16 protein-coding genes are annotated in these 18,197 nt (G+C 29.8%); 4 read left to right on the top strand and 12 right to left on the bottom strand.

Annotated elements, in window-relative coordinates; all coding sequences use genetic code 11:
- Positions 1–237: 237 nt before the first annotated feature.
- The 6 genes from KQI68_RS01780 to KQI68_RS01755 all read right to left on the bottom strand — a co-directional run bounded on the left by KQI68_RS01780 (position 238) and on the right by KQI68_RS01755 (position 6,178).
- A complete protein-coding gene (locus tag KQI68_RS01780) occupies positions 238–1,203 on the bottom strand; it encodes a sensor histidine kinase (protein WP_216548356.1) in 966 nt (321 codons plus the stop codon).
- A complete protein-coding gene (locus KQI68_RS01775) occupies positions 1,196–1,876 on the bottom strand; it encodes a response regulator transcription factor (RefSeq protein WP_216548354.1) in 681 nt (226 codons plus the stop codon). The genes KQI68_RS01780 and KQI68_RS01775 overlap by 8 nt, the downstream gene beginning before the upstream one ends.
- Positions 1,866–3,041, bottom strand: a complete 1,176-nt coding sequence (locus tag KQI68_RS01770) for an MFS transporter (RefSeq protein WP_216548352.1) — start codon at positions 3,039–3,041, stop codon at positions 1,866–1,868. Before KQI68_RS01770 ends, KQI68_RS01775 begins: the two co-directional genes overlap by 11 nt.
- Before the next feature lie 120 nt (positions 3,042–3,161).
- Positions 3,162–4,133 carry a phosphate acetyltransferase gene (gene pta / locus KQI68_RS01765; protein WP_216548351.1) on the bottom strand — a complete coding sequence of 324 codons (972 nt, stop codon included), beginning with the start codon at positions 4,131–4,133 and terminating at the stop codon, positions 3,162–3,164.
- A 62-nt stretch (positions 4,134–4,195) separates the two neighbouring features.
- The gene (gene folP, locus KQI68_RS01760) at positions 4,196–5,170 is read right to left on the bottom strand and encodes a dihydropteroate synthase (protein ID WP_216548350.1); all 975 of its coding nucleotides are present in this window, start codon (positions 5,168–5,170) and stop codon (positions 4,196–4,198) included.
- Positions 5,171–5,182: 12 nt separating this feature from the next.
- On the bottom strand, positions 5,183–6,178 hold the full coding sequence (locus KQI68_RS01755; RefSeq protein ID WP_216548349.1) for an MBL fold metallo-hydrolase: 996 nt from the start codon (positions 6,176–6,178) through the stop codon (positions 5,183–5,185).
- A 48-nt stretch (positions 6,179–6,226) separates the two neighbouring features.
- Here KQI68_RS01755 and KQI68_RS01750 point away from each other — a divergent pair, with 48 nt between their 5' ends.
- Positions 6,227–6,643: a hypothetical protein gene (locus tag KQI68_RS01750; protein ID WP_216548348.1), complete on the top strand. Its 417-nt coding sequence runs from the start codon at positions 6,227–6,229 to the stop codon at positions 6,641–6,643.
- Between the two features lie 76 nt (positions 6,644–6,719).
- On the opposite strand, the gene KQI68_RS01745 is transcribed toward KQI68_RS01750, so the two are convergent.
- Complete coding sequence (locus tag KQI68_RS01745; protein WP_216548346.1) at positions 6,720–7,202, bottom strand: hypothetical protein; 483 nt, start codon at positions 7,200–7,202, stop codon at positions 6,720–6,722.
- 44 nt (positions 7,203–7,246) lie between these two features.
- Positions 7,247–7,768: a ribosome hibernation-promoting factor, HPF/YfiA family gene (gene hpf, locus KQI68_RS01740; protein WP_216548345.1), complete on the bottom strand. Its 522-nt coding sequence runs from the start codon at positions 7,766–7,768 to the stop codon at positions 7,247–7,249.
- 136 nt (positions 7,769–7,904) lie between these two features.
- Here hpf and KQI68_RS01735 point away from each other — a divergent pair, with 136 nt between their 5' ends.
- The 3 genes from KQI68_RS01735 to KQI68_RS01725 all read left to right on the top strand — a co-directional run bounded on the left by KQI68_RS01735 (position 7,905) and on the right by KQI68_RS01725 (position 12,033).
- Entirely contained in the window at positions 7,905–8,837 is a 933-nt protein-coding gene (locus tag KQI68_RS01735; protein ID WP_216548344.1) for an FUSC family protein, read from the top strand.
- Positions 8,834–10,528 (top strand): hypothetical protein, encoded by a 1,695-nt coding sequence (locus KQI68_RS01730; protein ID WP_216548343.1) that lies wholly within the window; start codon positions 8,834–8,836, stop codon positions 10,526–10,528. Before KQI68_RS01735 ends, KQI68_RS01730 begins: the two co-directional genes overlap by 4 nt.
- Before the next feature lie 200 nt (positions 10,529–10,728).
- Positions 10,729–12,033 (top strand): YjiH family protein, encoded by a 1,305-nt coding sequence (locus tag KQI68_RS01725; protein WP_216548342.1) that lies wholly within the window; start codon positions 10,729–10,731, stop codon positions 12,031–12,033.
- A gap of 45 nt (positions 12,034–12,078) precedes the next feature.
- Here KQI68_RS01725 and KQI68_RS01720 read toward each other — a convergent pair whose 3' ends face one another.
- The 4 genes from KQI68_RS01720 to clpB all read right to left on the bottom strand — a co-directional run bounded on the left by KQI68_RS01720 (position 12,079) and on the right by clpB (position 18,192).
- Positions 12,079–13,104: a copper amine oxidase N-terminal domain-containing protein gene (locus tag KQI68_RS01720; RefSeq protein WP_216548341.1), complete on the bottom strand. Its 1,026-nt coding sequence runs from the start codon at positions 13,102–13,104 to the stop codon at positions 12,079–12,081.
- On the bottom strand, positions 13,101–14,336 hold the full coding sequence (locus tag KQI68_RS01715; protein WP_216548340.1) for a hypothetical protein: 1,236 nt from the start codon (positions 14,334–14,336) through the stop codon (positions 13,101–13,103). The genes KQI68_RS01720 and KQI68_RS01715 overlap by 4 nt, the downstream gene beginning before the upstream one ends.
- Positions 14,337–14,423: 87 nt before the next feature.
- Positions 14,424–15,434 carry a CPBP family intramembrane glutamic endopeptidase gene (locus KQI68_RS01710; protein WP_216548339.1) on the bottom strand — a complete coding sequence of 337 codons (1,011 nt, stop codon included), beginning with the start codon at positions 15,432–15,434 and terminating at the stop codon, positions 14,424–14,426.
- A 178-nt stretch (positions 15,435–15,612) separates the two neighbouring features.
- Positions 15,613–18,192: an ATP-dependent chaperone ClpB gene (gene clpB / locus KQI68_RS01705; protein ID WP_216548338.1), complete on the bottom strand. Its 2,580-nt coding sequence runs from the start codon at positions 18,190–18,192 to the stop codon at positions 15,613–15,615.
- Between the last annotated feature and the right edge of the window lie 5 nt (positions 18,193–18,197).

The raw sequence follows: 18,197 nt of genomic DNA, 5'->3' as shown, positions 1-18,197 counted from the left end.
TTAAAAAAAGAGTGAAATTAATCACTCTCAGACTGTAGACAAAATAAAAACCCACTATATAAGCAAACCATATTGAGCTTTCTATACTAATTCAATTCGAGAACGAGCGCCCGAAAAACGCACTGTTTGAGCGTCAGCGAGTTTGCGTTTTTCAGAGAGTTAAGAATTAGAATTTGTAGAAAGCGAAATCCGGTGAGCGTTATAGTGGGTTTATCTACAAGCTCAGAGTGAAATTAATCACTCCATAACATTTTTTAAATCAATATATATTTTTGTAAATTTATTTACTTCCGATTCGCATCTTAAATTTAATCTAAGAGATTTTCCTATTTCTTTTGCAAGATTTAGTCCAAGGCCTGTTGATTTTTTCATAAGCCTTCCATTGTATCCTGTATAACCTTGATCAAAAATTCTTGGGATATCTTCTTTTATTATTCCAATGCCACTGTCTTCTATAACTAATTCATCATCTTCTATATATATTGAAATTTCACCATTTTCTGTATACTTACAAGAATTCGAAATAATCTGTTCAAGCAAGAAGCTAAACCACTTTGCATCTGTAAGAATTAATTTATTAGTTTCTTTAAACTCTACACTATTATTTTTACCAATAAACTGAATTGAATATTTTCTTATTACATCTCTAATTATTTCATCAAGTGAAATCTTGTCAAATACATAATCAGTGCTATTTGAATTTAGCCTTACATAACCAAGTATATTTGAAATGTATTCTTCAATTTCAAATATTTTTTTATTACATTCACTTATATTTATTTCATCTTGTTTTAATAGTAGCCTTAATGCAAAGATTGGCGACTTTATCTGATGAGTCCACACAGTTAAATAATCCTTTATTTTATAATTATTAGTCTTTTCTAAATTTTTAAAATCAATAATCTTTTTATTTAGTCTTTTAATTTCATCAACTAATTTAGAATCTGCATTAGGTAAATCTTCGTCAAATTCTTTTCTATTTAGCCAAGTTATCTCTTCATTATGTATTTTATTTTTCTCATTATATAAAAATATTAAAAAAATAAATAATAAAATTAAATAGCAAAGGCTCATGTAAATACTTAAATTTATACTATTCATTAGAAAAAGAGAAAATAAAAATATGTATATAAATACTGCAAATCCAAAGGATATTATATATTTTTCTTTTTTTATAAAATCACTAATAGATAATCTATACATAGTAACCTACGCCCTTTTTCGTCTTTATAAAACCAAATAGAGAATTGTCTTCTAATTTTTTTCTAAGTCTTAAAATATTTACAGTTAGTGTATTGTCGTTTATGTAAACATCTGACTGCCAAATTTTATTCATTATATCTTCTCTTGAATAAATTTTTCCAGGTTTTTCTAAAAGTATTTCTAAAATCTTAAACTCATTTTTAGTAAGTTCGATATCTCTATCTTTATAATTTAAAATCATTAAATCTCTTTTTAAAATCACATCTTTATAGTATAAGTCTTTTGAAAAATCTGTATATTCATAACTCCTTCTTAGAATTGCATTAATTTTTGCCTGCAAAACCTCTAGTTCAAAGGGCTTAGTTAAATAATCATCAGCACCTAAATTCATAGCCATTATTAAATTTAAATTTTCATCTGCTGCTGATATAAATATAATTGGAACCTTTGAAACTTTTCTTATCCTCTCTGTCCAATAATAACCGTTATAATATGGAAGAGTCACATCCATTAAGACTAATTCAGGATTATAATCTATAAACTCATCAAATATTTTTGTAAAATCATTTACTAATTTTACATTAAATCCCCATGTGTTCATGTGAGATTTTATTTCATTAGAGATGATTTTATCGTCCTCTATTAGAAATATTTTCCATCTTTTATTTTCCAAAAAAATCACCCCTTTTAAAATTTTTTTTAAATTCAAATAAAATTATAAGCACGTAAAATACCACAATAACTATAAAAGATTTTTGTGTTGTATCTATTGGAAGAATTTTTTTAAAAAGGTTTAGTACATGTGGGGCAAGAAGTCCTCCAATATTGCAACCTATTAGGACTATTGAAGTAGAGAAAACTTCGGCGCCTTTATTTGAATCTCTGGGTATTCTTTGAAATAGGTAGGCAATTATCATTGAATATGAAAATCCAATTCCTATTGCTGCTATTAAAAGTATCCACAGATTCCATGCAAATGTGTAAAGTAGCATAAAAAGTGTATAAGACGTTAAAAATATTATAAAGATACTTTCTTTTAATTTTTCAAAAACTTTTCCAAATATTATTCCGCCTATCATTCCAAAAACTGTCATAATGCTTAAGATATTACTTGCATCAGTCATTGTTCCCAATTTATTTTCAGTGACTATTATGGAAGTCTCAATATTTACTCCAACTGAACCCATTACAAGCAAGAAACAAATTCCTGCCATCACAAGTATTTCTCTTGATATTTTATTTGACCTTTTGACTATGTTGAGATTTCCAGTATCTACTATATTTTTATCTTCTCTAAAAAATAATATAAATACTATAAAAATTCCAAGGACCAATAAATAGACAAAGAATACATATTTTGGTGCGATTAATAGAAGTCTTCCAGCAATAAATATTGCAATAGTTGATCCAATGCTTTCAATGGCAGATCTTACTCCCATTAGATTTGCACGAGTCTTGCCTTCGAAATATTTCCCAACTAAGCTAACTGCCAATGAATTTAAAATTCCAAGTCCAAGTCCAAAAAAGAGTCTTGCTATAAGTATTGAATAAAAATTTTCTAGAAAGAAAGGCATCACTCCACTTATTGTTGCAAATATAAGTGAAAAGCTCACTAAGATTTTATCTGAAAATATTTTTTGTAATTTATCTGCAAAAAACATCATTACAATTGCAGCAATAGCCGGAATAGTTGTAAGTGTTTCAAGTTGCGTGAGAGTTACTTCTTCCATATCTCTTGCTAAGCCTGGAAGTGCAGGTGCTATTGAATAAGTCGTGCCAACTATTAATGAAAGTGCCAAGATTGATATTTTTTGATAATTTTGATTTTTCTCTTTCACTTTAATCCTTTCAAATTAAATATTATTTTATGAATATAATACTAGAACTTTTCACAACTTTCTATCATATTTATTTACAAATTAAAAAAGACTCCCCTAAGGAAGTCTTTAAAATGCTAATTAAAGTACTGCTTGTGCTGCTGTGATAATAGCAAGTGAATATACTTCGTCTTCTACACATCCACGAGATAAGTCGTTAACTGGTGCGTTAAGTCCTTGAAGTATTGGTCCAACTGCTTTGAATCCACCGAAGTATTGAGCAAGTTTGTATCCTATATTACCTGCTTCAATGTTAGGGAAGATAAATACATTTGCATGTCCTGCTACTTTAGATTCTGGAGCTTTCTTTGCTGCGACTCTTTCGATAAAAGCTGCGTCAAATTGAAGTTCTCCATCTACTGCCATATCAGGATTTTTTTCTTTTGCCATTTTTGCTGCTTCATTAACCATAGTTACTCTATCGTGTTTTGCTGAGCCATGTGTTGAGAATGAAAGCATTGCAATCTTTGGATCGATGCCAAATTGTCTAGCTGTTTCATTTGAAACTACTGCAACTTCTGCTAGTCCTTCTGCATCTAAGTCTGTGTTAATTGCACAGTCAGCCATTAGGTAAAGTTCTTCATCTCTAATCATGATAAATGCTCCAGAGCATCTCTTGTATTCAGGTTTAGTTTTTATAATTTGAAGTGCTGGTCTTACAGTATCTGCAGTTGTGTGAGCTGCTCCAGATACAAGTCCCTTTGCTTTTCCCATGTAAACTAGCATTGTTCCAAAATAGTTATTGTCTTTTAAGATTTCACGAGCATCTTCTTCTGTAACTTTGCCCTTTCTTCTTTCAACAAATTTAGATACTACTTCATCAAATCCTTCGTATTCGGCTGGGTTTAAAATTTCTAAGCTTCCTAGTTCAACACCTTCAGATTTAGCAATTTCTTCTAATTCAGATTTTTCTCCTAGTAAGATAGGTTTAATATCTCCATCATTATTAAGTCTAATTGCTGCTCTTAAAATTCTAACATCATTTCCTTCTGGAAAAATGATTTCTGGTTTTGTTTCTCTAACTTTAGCTTTTAATTTTTCTATTAATGCCATAATTTCCCCCTTATTACAGTTTATATACCTTCAACATTATTATATCTCTAAAATAAAATTTTTTAAAGACTGTATGGTTTTAAATCTAAATCTTCTTGGATTTTATTAAGTCTAACTGAATCTGCAATTAGTTGAGAAATTCTGTGATGTTTAGTTGTGTGAATTCTTAGGACTTCTACTCCTCTAAAAGCAGCTATTGCTGTTAAAACTGCTGACGCTTCGTCTCTATTTTCAAAGCCTTCTTCAGTTTCTCCACTTGAGTCGATATTATTTTCTGAAAGAATATTTGTGATAAATCTCTTTCTTGAAACTCCAAGGAAAGTGAAGTATCCCATTTCTTTTAATACATTTATATCGTTAATTAATTGTAGATTTTCTTTTTTAGTAAGGGCAAATCCAATACCTGGGTCGAGCATTATTCTTTCTTTTGAGATGCCTTCCCTTTCTGCATACTCAATGGATTTTTCTAAATATTTTACCATTAATTCTGTGATATCCATTTTTTCAAAAGATTTTAATTCTTCTTCTGTGAAGACTCCTTCGCCGCCAAAGGATGGGAAGTTTTGGCTGCTCTTATGATTTGGTCTTGCAATTTTAGGGTTAAACATTAAAATTGCTCCTACATCAGATTTACCGACAACTTCGGCCATTTTTGGATCACCTAAAAATCCTGTGATGTCGTTTATAAAATCAACTCCTGCTTCAATTGCAGCTTTTGCAACATCAGCCTTCCACGTGTCTATTGAAATTGGCACATCAACTTCTTCTTTTAATCTTTTAATTACTGGAACTACTCTATTTATTTCTTCTTCGATTTCTACATAAGTTGAGCCAGGTCTAGTAGATTCGCCACCAATATCTAGCATTGTAGCACCATTTTTAATTAAATCTTTTGCATGTTCTACGGCTTTATCTACTCCAAACCATTTTCCACCATCAGAGAAGGAATCAGGTGTAACATTTACAATTCCACATAGAATTGTTTCCTTTCCGCTTACAAGTTCTTTATCTTTGTATTTACAAATTAAATTTTCCATTTTTATCTCCCATTAAATTTTAAAGTATTTTAAAACTCCATTTTCATCTTTTCTAAAATCAGCTTTTCCAATTGCTCTAAGATGCTCTAGGTGAGCGTGAGCTTCTCCCGCTGCAAAAAACTTTTGAGTGTTTGGAAAATCATTAAATCCTCTTGCAGAAATATCCCAGTGCATTCCCACTGCAACATCTCTTACTGTGCATTCATTATGTTTCTCTAAAGTTTTTAGAGCCTCATCTATTCTATGTGCATGATGCCTTTTAAGCTCATCAATTCTTGCAGGAACATCATCTATTAATTCTCTGTGAGATGAATAGAGATGCTCGATTTGTAGGTCTCTTAGCTTTTCTATATTTTTAAGATAAGTACCTAAGCTGTCGCCCGTTTCAAAGTTCCAAAAAGTAATATTTGGAGTAATCTTTTTTAAAATATGATCGCCGCAGAATAAAATCTTTTTATCTTCTTCATAAAGACCAACCATTCCAGGAGTGTGCCCAGCAAAATCAAGTCCCTTAAATGTAAAGTCTCCAACCTTTAAAATATCTCCAGGATTAAGAGACTTATGTTTAAAGTCCCTCTTAGGTCTATATCTATATCCAGAATGCTCTTCGATTTTTAAATTGTCTTCATCAAGTCCTTGCATATGTGCAATTTCCATAACATCTTTCCATCTCTTGGAATCAGCTGATGCCATGGCACTTACCATTTGATAATCAACATCGCTGATATAGACATCAACTCCAAGGTCTTCTGCAAACCATGAACTAAGACCTGTGTGGTCAGAGTGAAGGTGAGTTAAGTATAAAATTGTTTTATTTAAATCGATGTCCATATCTTTAATATAGTCCATCATTTCTTTTCTTATTTCTTCTGTGTCAAATCCAGTGTCAATAATCATTGCTTCGCCCTTGGATTTAACCATATAAATATTAATGCTCTTTAAGGGATTGCCCTTAAGAGGAATTATTTTACAATAAATTCCATCCTGTAATTTTTTAATCTCCGACATATTTCCTCCTTTTCCTCATTTCATGTATAATTAAAACGAGGTGAAAAAATGAACGATTTCTTACTAAAATTATTTGCAGTTGAAACAATTAATACACTGCCTATGGATAGATTATACCCTATTTTAGAAAATATAGAAAATGATCATCTAGAGTTAATCGAAAAGACTTACAATCTAGATTTAGAACATTTAAGTCATGACGAAAAAATTGCCATACTAAATAATACAATTTTAAATAAATTTAAAGAAAATCTTCTTTCCTTTGATGAGAAAGAGCATAAGAGTTTTTATGATTTTTACAACGGTGCTGTGGACTATTCAGATGAAAATGTATATGTAAATATGAAAAAATTTACCTCCCTTGGACTTATGTATTTATTTTTATCAAAATCAGGCACATATTTCGACTTTGTAATTCCTAATGAAATTATAGATATTTATGAAGAATTATTAAAAAGTTCATAATAATTAAAAATGGGACTGCTCTAAATAGTACAGTCCCAAAATCAAAAATTTATCTTATTATAAAAAAATTAAATTTTTAAAAATTTAATCTAAAATTAAAATTGAAATTAAAGCCATCTTCTTTATCAATTTTCATCTTTTTTAAATTCCTAAGTAACTTATTAAATTCTCCCTTGTCCTTTTGATAAACTTCGGAGTCTTTTAATTTTAATCCTTCTGAAAATAGTTCATAACTTTCTCTATCAATTTCACTAAAATTATTTCGGGCATCTTGATATAAAACTTTTTCTGCACCAGTAAGTGCAATTAAAATAATTCCATTATCAAAAAGTTTTTTAAAATTTTTCAATTTATTTATATTTGTATCTTCTCCAAAATAAATTTTTACAACATTATTTCTTGCGACAATTTTTGTTATCTCATTATTATCCCAATCAAGATTATGTATTAATTTTTCTACTCCTTCTGTGTCAGATATGTCAGTTCTTAAATCATAAATTTTATTAGAACTACATCCAACTAGAAAAATTATCGCTATAATAAATATTAATTTTTTCATAAATACCTCGACAATAAAAAGGCGAGAAGTACCCCGCCTTATTTTTAAACTTCTATTATTCCGTAATTTCCATCATTTCTCTTATATAATATTTCAACTTTTTCAGTACTTGCATCTAAGAAAACAAAGAATTTGTGATTAAGAAGTTCCATTTGAAGAATTGCTTCTTCTTCACTCATTGGATTTAATTCGAATTTCTTTCTCTTTACGATTTTTGGTTCTTCTTTTGGACTTTCTTTTTCAATTATTTCATCAAATCTAATTGTTTCGTTATTTTGATATCTTTTTTTAAGTTTTGTCTTGTGTTTTCTAATTTGTCTTGCAAGGGCATCTACTGCTCTATCCATTGAAGAGTACATATCATCTGTAGTTTCTTCTGCTCTTATAATGGTCTTTGGCAAAAATATTGTAACTTCAACTGTTTGTTCTTCTCTAATTGTAGAGAATACAACTCTTGCTTCTACTTCTTCTGAAAAGTATTTATCTAATTTAGAAAATTTCTTTTCCGCTACATCTTTAAGAGAATCTGTAAGCTCAATGTTTTTTCCAACAAAATTCATTAACATAAATGTCACTCTCCTTTATTTATAAAATATTTACCCCAAATTTACAATTTATATCAATTAACCCATTATTCTTGTAAATGTACATTTGTATTTTTTATTGATATAATTGAATTAATATTTGTGAATGGAGTATTATATGAAATTAAAAAAGAGATTTAATTACAAATATAGAATAGGAATGAGAGCTATTAAAACTGCCCTTGCAGTTGTAGTTGGTCTGTATATTTCTGAATTACTTAACTTAGACTCTCCAATATTTGTATCCATTGCTGCAGTGTCTTCAATGAAGCCATCAATTTCAGAATCTCTTCAAGATACTAGAAAGAGACTTTTCACTTCGGTCTTTGGTGTAATTCTTGGATATCTAAGCTCTAAAATTTCTGTACCTCTCTTTGTGGAGCCATTAATTGCAGGAATTGGCATTTTAATTACTATTTATATTCTTTCTGTTGTAAAAATGAGGGACATGACTCAGCTATCCTGTATAGTTTTTGTTGCTTCTTTTTGTTCAGATTCTGACAAGGCAGTCTATGCTTTTAATAGAGTTATAGGTACATTTATAGGAATTTTAGTTGCAGTTTTAGTAAATTATTTGGTTTCATCACCTGATATATGGAATGATTTTCTCGCAGCTTCTAAGAAGGCATATATCAATGCAAATAGAGCTTTAAAATCAATCTTAGTTGATGAAAGTGATGGTCTAGCTGAATTTAACGAAAATTTAGAAAGTTGCAACACTTTATATAAACTTTTACTTGAAGAAGTTAAGACTCCATTTCATCACGAACATTCTCTTGTAAAGGAAAAGGAAATAATGTCCCTACTCGAAAGTATTTCTGTGCGTCTTGAAGTGGTTAATAATATGAGCGCAAAAATTTTAAAAAATGAAATCATCGAGGAGATTGAAGACAGATATGGCAACGAGGACGCCGAAGAAATTGAAGATAGATTTTATTTAGATAATGGCTTTAGAACACCAACTGAAGTCGACAGTGTGTACAATTATCACATTAAATACATTTTAAAATATTTAGACGAACTCAAAGTTTTGGTAGGTGAAAAAAGATGAAATACGCTAATAGCGAACTCTATGACATTGGAAGAATTTTTCTAAAACATGCCGTCATAGGTTTTGATGAATTTCTAGAAAACAGTTATTTTAATTCAATACTAGACAATGAATATTTAATGAAAAGACCTTTGGAAGAAATTGCAGCATGGGTCTTGCTTGACTATGAAGATTTTAAAGAAGATGCAATAGATCTTATATATTCATTTTTAGAAATTCAAAATATAGATAAAGATGAGTCCTTTGAACTTATAGAAATATTAAGAGATTCTTACGTCTCTCTTTTTGAAATAAAAAAAGATGGAGAAGATTATAAATTCCACGACTTAATCTTAGATAAAAATTACACTATAGAATACACTTCAGCCCTTGCAAATGTGTCAAATAAGTGGGGTATTTTTAGAATCTTTGGACCTAATAAGAAAAAGATAGTGCTTCAAAGAATTAGGACAATGGTTGAAACTGAGTACTTTACATTTCACTCCAATCTTTTAAAAGTTTTTAAAGAGTTAAAATATAAAGAAAAAACGCTTAAAATTGACAAGGAATTTTTAAAGGCAAATTTATTAAACTTCTTATCAGTTAGCGAAGTTACAAACTGGGGGCTTTATGGGAATCCTTATGATGATGAATTCGAATTTACTGATGAGGATCTTAAATCTGCCTTTTATAAGGAAGACCTCTATGCTCTTAATGATTTGAAAGATTTTAAAAGGGCTCTTTCTGAAAATGACGAAGAATACATCCTTGCATTTTTCGATTATACATTCTCAAAGATTTATGAAAAATATCTAGAAGGAGATGAAAAATCTTTTAAAGATTATGATTTAGATTATTTCAAAATCTTTGCTAATCTATGCAACGGAGGAGACTTCAGCGACCAAAATCAATTAATTGAATCTGTTGAACTTGTTTTAGCTTTTTACAAAAAACTTTCAAAAATGGGAAGAGAAGTTAAAAAACCAATAGAATCACTACAAAAAGTTAAAAAATCTATTTTTGATTTTATAAAAATGCTCGATGAAAGCATAGGTGGATTTTACTACGATGATAGACTTCCTGATTTAATAGTTAAAAATAATCCTAATTATGCTGCAAATAAATTTATAGAAAACTACGACAATTTTCTCACATTTTTAGATATTAATTATGTAAATTTATTGAAGTCTGGAGATTTATCTCCTGCAATGTTAAGAGGATTTGTTGAAGATGCAGAGATTTTACCTACAAAGTATGTAAAAATCTATAAAAATAAACACTTCCCACAAATTGAGCTTTATTTATTTTTCACAATTATAAAGAGTTTGACTTATCTATATAATCCTGGCGAAGTTCAAGAAATAATTTTAACAGATGAAGCCGATGATTACATGAGCTTTGATGAACTTAAAAAATATTCCATTTGGATAGACTCTCTTTCTAAGGAGGACTTTTTAAAACCTGCCCTTGGTGATAATTATGAAATCTATAAAGATTTAGTGCTAGAATTATTTGAAAAATTGCTATCAGGTGAAGATGTTAGACTTTCTGATTATCAAGAAGCATATATACCTGTAATTCAAATTTTAATTGATTTAGATATTTTAGAGGAAAAAATTTATCTAAAGATAACAAAATTTGGTCAAGCACTTTATGATTATTACGGGACTGATAAGAAAAAGGACAATATAATAGAAGTTGATTTTAATTAAACTTGCCAAGCTTGGCAAGTTTTTTCTTATATTGTTATAAATAAATTTTTTGATAAATTTTAAAAAAAAGTTTTTATAAGTATGTCTTTTGGGTATAATTAGCCTAAAGTATTTAATCGAATTAAAGTGATAAATTGTTTTTGCTTTAATAAATACTTAAATACTTTATTTGTATTTTTTATAATTTAAGGGGGTTAATTATGGATTCTAAAAAATATAATACCATGGACGTTGTCGTTTTTATTCTTTATGCCCTATTTGGTATATTTATGTTCTTTATACCAATAAATTTAATGGGTGCAAACACTATTCCAATCGACCATATCACAAACCTTGTAAAGAAAATTCCTTATTATAATTTAATATTTGGTGTTTTCATTGTAATATCAGGAATTTTATACGCTATTAAATCAAAATCTTGGCAAAAAAGTAAACTTCACATGGTTTTCTTTGCACTTAAACTAGTGAGTTTGGTTTTTGTATTTATGTATGTGACAAATATTGGACCTGCAAGAATATTTGACAAGGACATGCTTCCACTTATTTGGAACTCAATCATGGTATCAGTTACTACAATTGTACCAATTGGATCAGTTTTCCTTGCATTCTTAACTGGATTTGGACTTATGGAATTTATCGGAGTTTTCATGGAACCTGTTATGAGACCAGTTTTTAAAACTCCAGGTAAATCTGCAGTAGATGCCGTAGCATCTTTTGTAGGTTCTTACTCACTTGCACTTTTAATAACTAATAGAGTTTATATGGAAGACACTTATACTAAGAAAGAAGCTGCAATTATCGCAACTGGTTTTTCTACAGTATCTGCAACATTTATGATTATAGTTGCTAATACTCTTGACTTGATGGATTACTGGCTAGTTTATTTCTGGGTAACTTTATTTGTTACTTTCATCGTCACAGCAATAACTGCTAGAATTTATCCACTTAGCAAAAAACCGCAAGAATATTATTCTGGAAAACAATATATTCCTGAACCTAAGAAAAAAGTTACTTTTAAAGATGCAGCTGACGCAGGTATGGCAGCTTACAAAAAATCTGACAATCTATTCACAGTTATTAAAGATAACTTTGTAGATGGATTTAAAATGTCCCTTAATATCGCTCCATCTTTACTTGGAGTAGGTATGGTTGGACTTCTTCTTGCAGAATACACTCCAATCTTTGACATTCTTGGATATATTTTCTATCCATTTACACTAATCACTAGAGTTGAAGAACCTCTAATGGTTGCTCAAGCTCTTGGAATGAGTATAGCTGAAATGCTTCTACCAGCACCAATTGTCGCAAATGCAGGTCTTGGAATTATTGCGAAGATGCTAGTAGCTGTAGTTTCAGTATCAGAAATTCTTTTCTTCTCAGCTTCAATCCCAGTTATGATGGGTACTGAAATTCCTCTTAAATTCTCTGATTATATCATTATTTGGATAGAAAGAGTAATCTTAAGTATAGTAATAACAATGCCTATTCTTTATATATTATTTTAATTTAATGCTTTAAAAAACCAGGATTTTTCTCCTGGTTTTTCTTATTTAATATTCAATATATTTTTCATTTTCGGGACTAAAATTCTTTAATAGCCTTTCAATATCACTCTTATTTGCATCTATAAATTTTACTTTTTCTGGATTTGAAATTATTTTTTTTACCTGTTTTAACATTTCCTCTGGAGTGTCGTGATAATGTAGAGGCATTCTAAAAGAGTTAAAAGTTCCATCATAGTTTAAATAATAATCAAAGTGTTCAAGTTCTGCCATGCTTGGTCCTGCATTAACAGACATAAAATCTCTAGTTGTATATTCTTCTTTAGATTCATCTTCAAACCAACTCATAGCTGACCCTCTAGGATCAATTCCGTAATAAATTTCATTTTTAGAAGTATAAGAAAAAGTATCTTTATTAACTTCGTCTTGAAAGAATTTATTTGACTTTGCAAAGGACAGCCAAGCTAAAGCTGCTTCTACTTCTCTATTTTTATGTCCTGGAAATAACTTAGACTCTTCTTCTCTCATCTTTCTTTCATAGACTGTTTTTTCTTCATCTGATTTATTTATCATTTCCTTATTATAGAGATAATCAAGTCCAAGTGGATGAGTAGTCTTTTCAGCCCTTACTGGTTCAGGTTTCTTATATCCTTTTCCAATAATTACAGTTCTGTTGTCTTTATCCCAGTCTACCTTTTCTCCAAAGGCTTCTGCAATTGCTCTAATTGGCACAAAAGTCCTGTCATCTTTTATAACTGCTGGTGAGTCTAATTCAAATTTTCTGTCTACATTGTTTGACTCGTCTTTAATAAATTTTTCGCCAATAACTAGTGAAATTTCATTTCCCTTACTGTCTTTGATGTTTACTTTTTTCTCATCGCCATTCCACTTAACTTCTTTTCCTAAACTTTCAGAAATTACCCTAATCGGTACCATAGTCCTACTATTTTTAATGTATGGACTTACATCAGATTTTACAATATTTCCATTAACCCAAATCTTAATACCATTTGCAAAAATAGTGGCTGGTGCAAGAGTTAAAACACTTGCTATGACTAAAATTTTCTTTTTCATAATTTCTCCTCTTTATTTAAATCAACATAAAATCTCGGAGCATCGCCCATAGTGTATTCCACATTATATCCTAAAGCTTCTGCTATTTTTCTTAGTGGATAAAGTCCATCTTTCATCTTAATTTCTTTATCTTTTATTTTTATAGAGTCTTCTTTAAATTCCACATCTTTAAAATCTTTTGGAATTATTTGGTCTATGACATGTCTATCAACATAAATTGAATCGTCTGTTAAAATTGGATGAGAATCCTTTTTATAAGAAATATTTTTATTTTCACCATTAATATTTAAATTAATTACTGCTAAATCTGAATAAGTAGATAGGAAGAAATCACTGAATTCATTGGACCTAACTTCTTTAAAACTCTTTGGGAATTCAACCTTTGCAGAGCTTTCATCGACCTTCACATTTGCCTTAATTAAATAACTCATAGATTCTTTTTCATTTTCTCCATTAAGTGAAAATTTAATTTCTACATCAAAATCAAGTCCTTTAGAATCATTAACCTTGAAAACAATATAAGAGCCTTTAAAAACTTTTGCTATTTCCTTAATATCCTTTGGATTAATTTCTTTAAAAGCTTCTTCTAAGAATTTTTTATCAAGTTTTTCATCTCCGGAAACTTTATTTAAGATATAAATTAATTCATCTTCCACTTCTTTGTAATTCTTAGAAATGTATGAATTTAAATTTTCATTTTGGAGTAATTCTGCAATGTCAAATTTATAAGAGTTTCCTTCCGCCTTCGGTAATTCATCTGATTTTGCAATAAACTGTGAAATTTTAATAACTGAATCTACAAATTTTTCATCTTCTAATAAATCAAATGCTTTTGGAATAAATCCTAAATTATATTTTTCTTCAAAGCCAAAGGCTTCATCTCCTTTAATTTTAATATAATCTTCTTTTACTTCTTTAAGAGAATCATCAGCTCTATTTCCTGCATTTTTTAGAACTGCTTCTCTATTAAAATATGTATTTTCTCCGTCATAAAAATAATTTAAATCATAAGATTTTGTCTTTAAGTTAAAGTTTGAATTCTTTCCCTCTTTAATTCCTGCTATTCTAAAATTATCCTTAGTCTCTTCACCATCAAGTGTTGAAATATTCTCGCCAGAAATTTCAATTTGTGCATTTCGAAAGTCCATGCTCTTAATATTTTCTCCAAGTGCTCCAAAAATTGAAACAACAACAAGAGCTAAACTCATAAATATTGTTGATAAAGCCATCATAATATCACCTCTTTAATATGATTTTAACCTAAAGAGCCTTTGTTATCAATAAAATAAGGCTAGACTTTAAAAGTTTAGCCTTATTCATTAATCTGAATTAATATCTTCGTATATAGATGATTGCCACATATGTTCGTTCTTAATATATCTAGAAAAGATAAAAATCCCATAAAATATTGCAGCAAGAATAATAGAGGTCACAGTACTTTTTAGATCATAATGGTTATTTCTAATAACATTAGAAGAGTTAGTGTTTGAATAAATAACAGCCATGTTATTATTTAAAAGGTGAATAATAACAGCAGTCCAAATAGAACCAGTTCTATTGTAAGCATATGATAGGAAAATTCCTAGAAAAATACAAAAACCTATTTGATTAAAAATTGATAAAATTTGAGACGATAAAACACTCTCAGAATAATAAAATAAATTAAGTGGAAGATGCCATATTCCCCAAATAAAACCTGATATAAATAGAGCCTTCTTGTGACCATAAATCTCATTTAACCTTGGGGTTAAATAAGCTCTCCATCCATACTCTTCGCCAATAAAAGGAAGAAAAACTAAAAAAGAAGTCAAAATAAAACCAATCGGCTTAAATAGATTATCAGCACTTAGAATTTCTATAAAATCAGAAATTTTTCCTTCAACAGCAAAAGATATAAAACCTCTTAAAAAATATGAAATAATAAAATAAACACAAAAAACTAAAGTGATTTTTATATTTGGATTATTTAATGATAACTCAACTCTTTTTTCTTTATCCATTAAAAGTAATAAAATTAACGTAACTACAGATCCAATTAAAACCAAAAATGAACTCAATAAATTTATTATATCATCATTAAATAGATTAAAAATACCAAGAAATATATTTATAATCACAATTAAGGAATATATCTTAAAAATAGATAACTTTAAAATATCTTTCCTCTCACTTTTCATAACTGCCATTGCGCCTAGAAAAGGAAAAAACATTTGAATGAGTGGATAAATATCATATCCAATTCCCTTTAATTTGCAGTAATATATTAAAAAATCCATTATAAATGGAATGATAAATGATACTGCTAGAAAAACCTTTAAATCCTTTTTCATAATTCCTCCTTATGTACTGTAATTAATAACGTATTATCTAGAAATCCATTATAATTACATATATGATACAAAAATTATTTTCTCTGTATATAAATTATATATACGCTAATTGTTTTTGTCAACAGAAAATTAAAGAATAAAAAAGACCTGCCTAAGCAAGTCTTCTCTAATCTTTATATTATTTTACACTAACTTGTAAATCATCTGCTCCTATATCTACAAGAATTGTATCTCCTTCTGAAACATCGCCTCTAATAATCATCTTAGAGATATCTGTTTCTAAAGTTTGTGAGATATATCTCTTAACTGGTCTTGCCCCGTATTGTGGGCTAAAGGATGCGTTAAGGATAAATTCTTCTGCAGGTTCAGTGATTTCAATTTTTATATTTCTATCTTCAAGTTTCTTTTCAACTTCTCCAACTGATTGTTCGATAATTCTAAAGATTTCTCCTCTTTGAAGTGGTTTAAATAATACTATTTCATCAACTCTATTTAAGAATTCTGGTCTAAAGGATGCTCTAAGGTCTTTCATTACATTTTCTCTTGCATCTTCAGTTATTTCACCATTGTCGCCAATGCCATCAATTAAGAAGTGGCTTCCTATATTTGATGTCATGATTATTACTGTATTTTTAAAGTCCACCGTTCTTCCTTGGTTGTCTGTAAGTCTTCCGTCATCTAAAACTTGAAGCAAGATATTAAACACATCTGGATGGGCCTTTTCAATTTCGTCGAAAAGTATTACAGAATATGGTTTTCTTCTAACTGCTTCAGTTAATTGACCGCCTTCATCATAGCCTACATATCCTGGAGGTGAACCAACAAGTCTAGACACTGAGTGTTTTTCCATGTATTCGGACATATCTATTCTAATTAAATTTCTTTCATCGTCGAATAATGTTTCAGTAAGTGCCTTTGCTGTTTCAGTCTTACCAACACCAGTAGGTCCTAGGAATATAAAGGATCCAATTGGCTTATTTGCATCTTTAAGTCCAGCTCTCGCTCTTAGGACTGCATCTGATACAACTTCAATTGCCTCATCTTGTCCTATAACTCTATTGTGAAGAATGTCTTCAAGGTTTAGAAGTTTATCTCTTTCAGTTTGATTTAGCTTTTCAACAGGTATTCCTGTCCAGCGGCTAACTACATAGGCGATTTCATCTTCTGTAACTTCTTCCTTAACCATGGAGTTTTCATCTTTTGTAGTTGATTCTCTCTTCTTTAATTCTTCTTCAAGTTTTGGAAGTTCGCCGTATTTTAATTGTGATAATTTTTCAAGGTCGTAATTTCTTTCGGCTTCTTCAATTTCGTGGTTTACATCTTCGATTTTCTTCTTGATGTCTTTTGTAGCATCAAGTTCTTTCTTTTCTGCTTCCCACTTAGATTTTAATCTGTCAAATTCAGATTTTTCTTCAGAAAGTTCTTTTTCTAACTTTTCAAGTCTTTCCTTACTTGCATTATCAGTTTCTTTCTTTAAAGCTTCTCTTTCGATTTCAAGTTGTAAGATTTTTCTTCTAACTTCATCGATTTCTGTTGGCATAGAATCTATTTCAGTTCTAAGCATTGCACAAGATTCATCCATTAAGTCGATTGCCTTATCTGGCAAGAATCTATCTGTAATATATCTATCTGAAAGAGTTGCCGCCGCAATTACTGCAGAGTCAGAAATTCTAATTCCGTGATAAATTTCGTATTTATCTTTAAGTCCACGAAGTATGGCAATTGTGTCTTCAACATTTGGTTCATTTACCATAACTTTTTGGAATCTTCTTTCAAGTGCAGGATCTTTTTCAATATATTTTCTATATTCATCAAGAGTTGTAGCACCAATTGCGTGAAGTTCTCCACGAGCAAGCATTGGTTTTAAAAGGTTAGAAGCATCCATTGCTCCATCAGTTTTACCTGCACCAACGATATTGTGAATTTCGTCGATAAATAAAATTATATCTCCGTTAGAACTTGTAACTTCGTTTAAAACAGCTTTAAGTCTTTCTTCGAATTCTCCTCTGTACTTAGCACCTGCAATAAGTGCACCCATATCAAGTGAGAAAACTGTCTTGTTCTTAAGTCCTTCAGGCACATCTTCTGATACAATTCTTTGTGCTAGCCCGCCTGCTATTGCAGTTTTACCAACTCCAGGAGGTCCTATAAGAACTGGGTTGTTCTTAGTTCTTCTTGAAAGAATTCTAATTACATTTCTAACTTCTTCGTCACGACCAATAACTGGATCAAGCTTGCCTTCTCTTGCAAGCTCAGTTAAATCTTGTCCGTATTTTTTTAGAGCATCATAAGTTCCTTCGGGATTATCCGTAGTTACGTGTTGATTTCCTCTAATTTTTTTAAGAGCATTTAAAAATTCATCTTTTGAAATACCATGCTTATTAAAGATTGAAGATGAATCAGTGCCCTTCATTGAAAGTAATCCAAGATAAATATGTTCAACCGATAAATATTCATCTTGCATTTCATTTTTAAATTTTTCAGCTTTGTCAAACAATTCTCTGTAGGAATTATCTGCATAAACTTCTCCACCAGATTGTTTTGGAAGTCTTTCAATAACTTTTAAGACATCCATCTTAATCATTTCTGGATTTTTATTCATATAATTTAAGACCCTTGGTACAAGTCCTTCATTGTCATTTAAAAGTGCATAGTTTATGTGAATTTCTTTTACCTCAGGATTTCCATATTCCTTTGCAGCATTGTATGCTCCTTGTACTGCTTCAAGGGATTTTTGAGTAAATTTGTCAAAATTCATTTAAA

This window comes from Peptoniphilus ovalis (assembly GCF_018919265.1).
GTDB classification, from domain to species: Bacteria; Bacillota; Clostridia; order Tissierellales; family Peptoniphilaceae; genus Peptoniphilus_A; species Peptoniphilus_A ovalis.
This window is presented reverse-complemented; position numbering and strand designations above follow the sequence as displayed.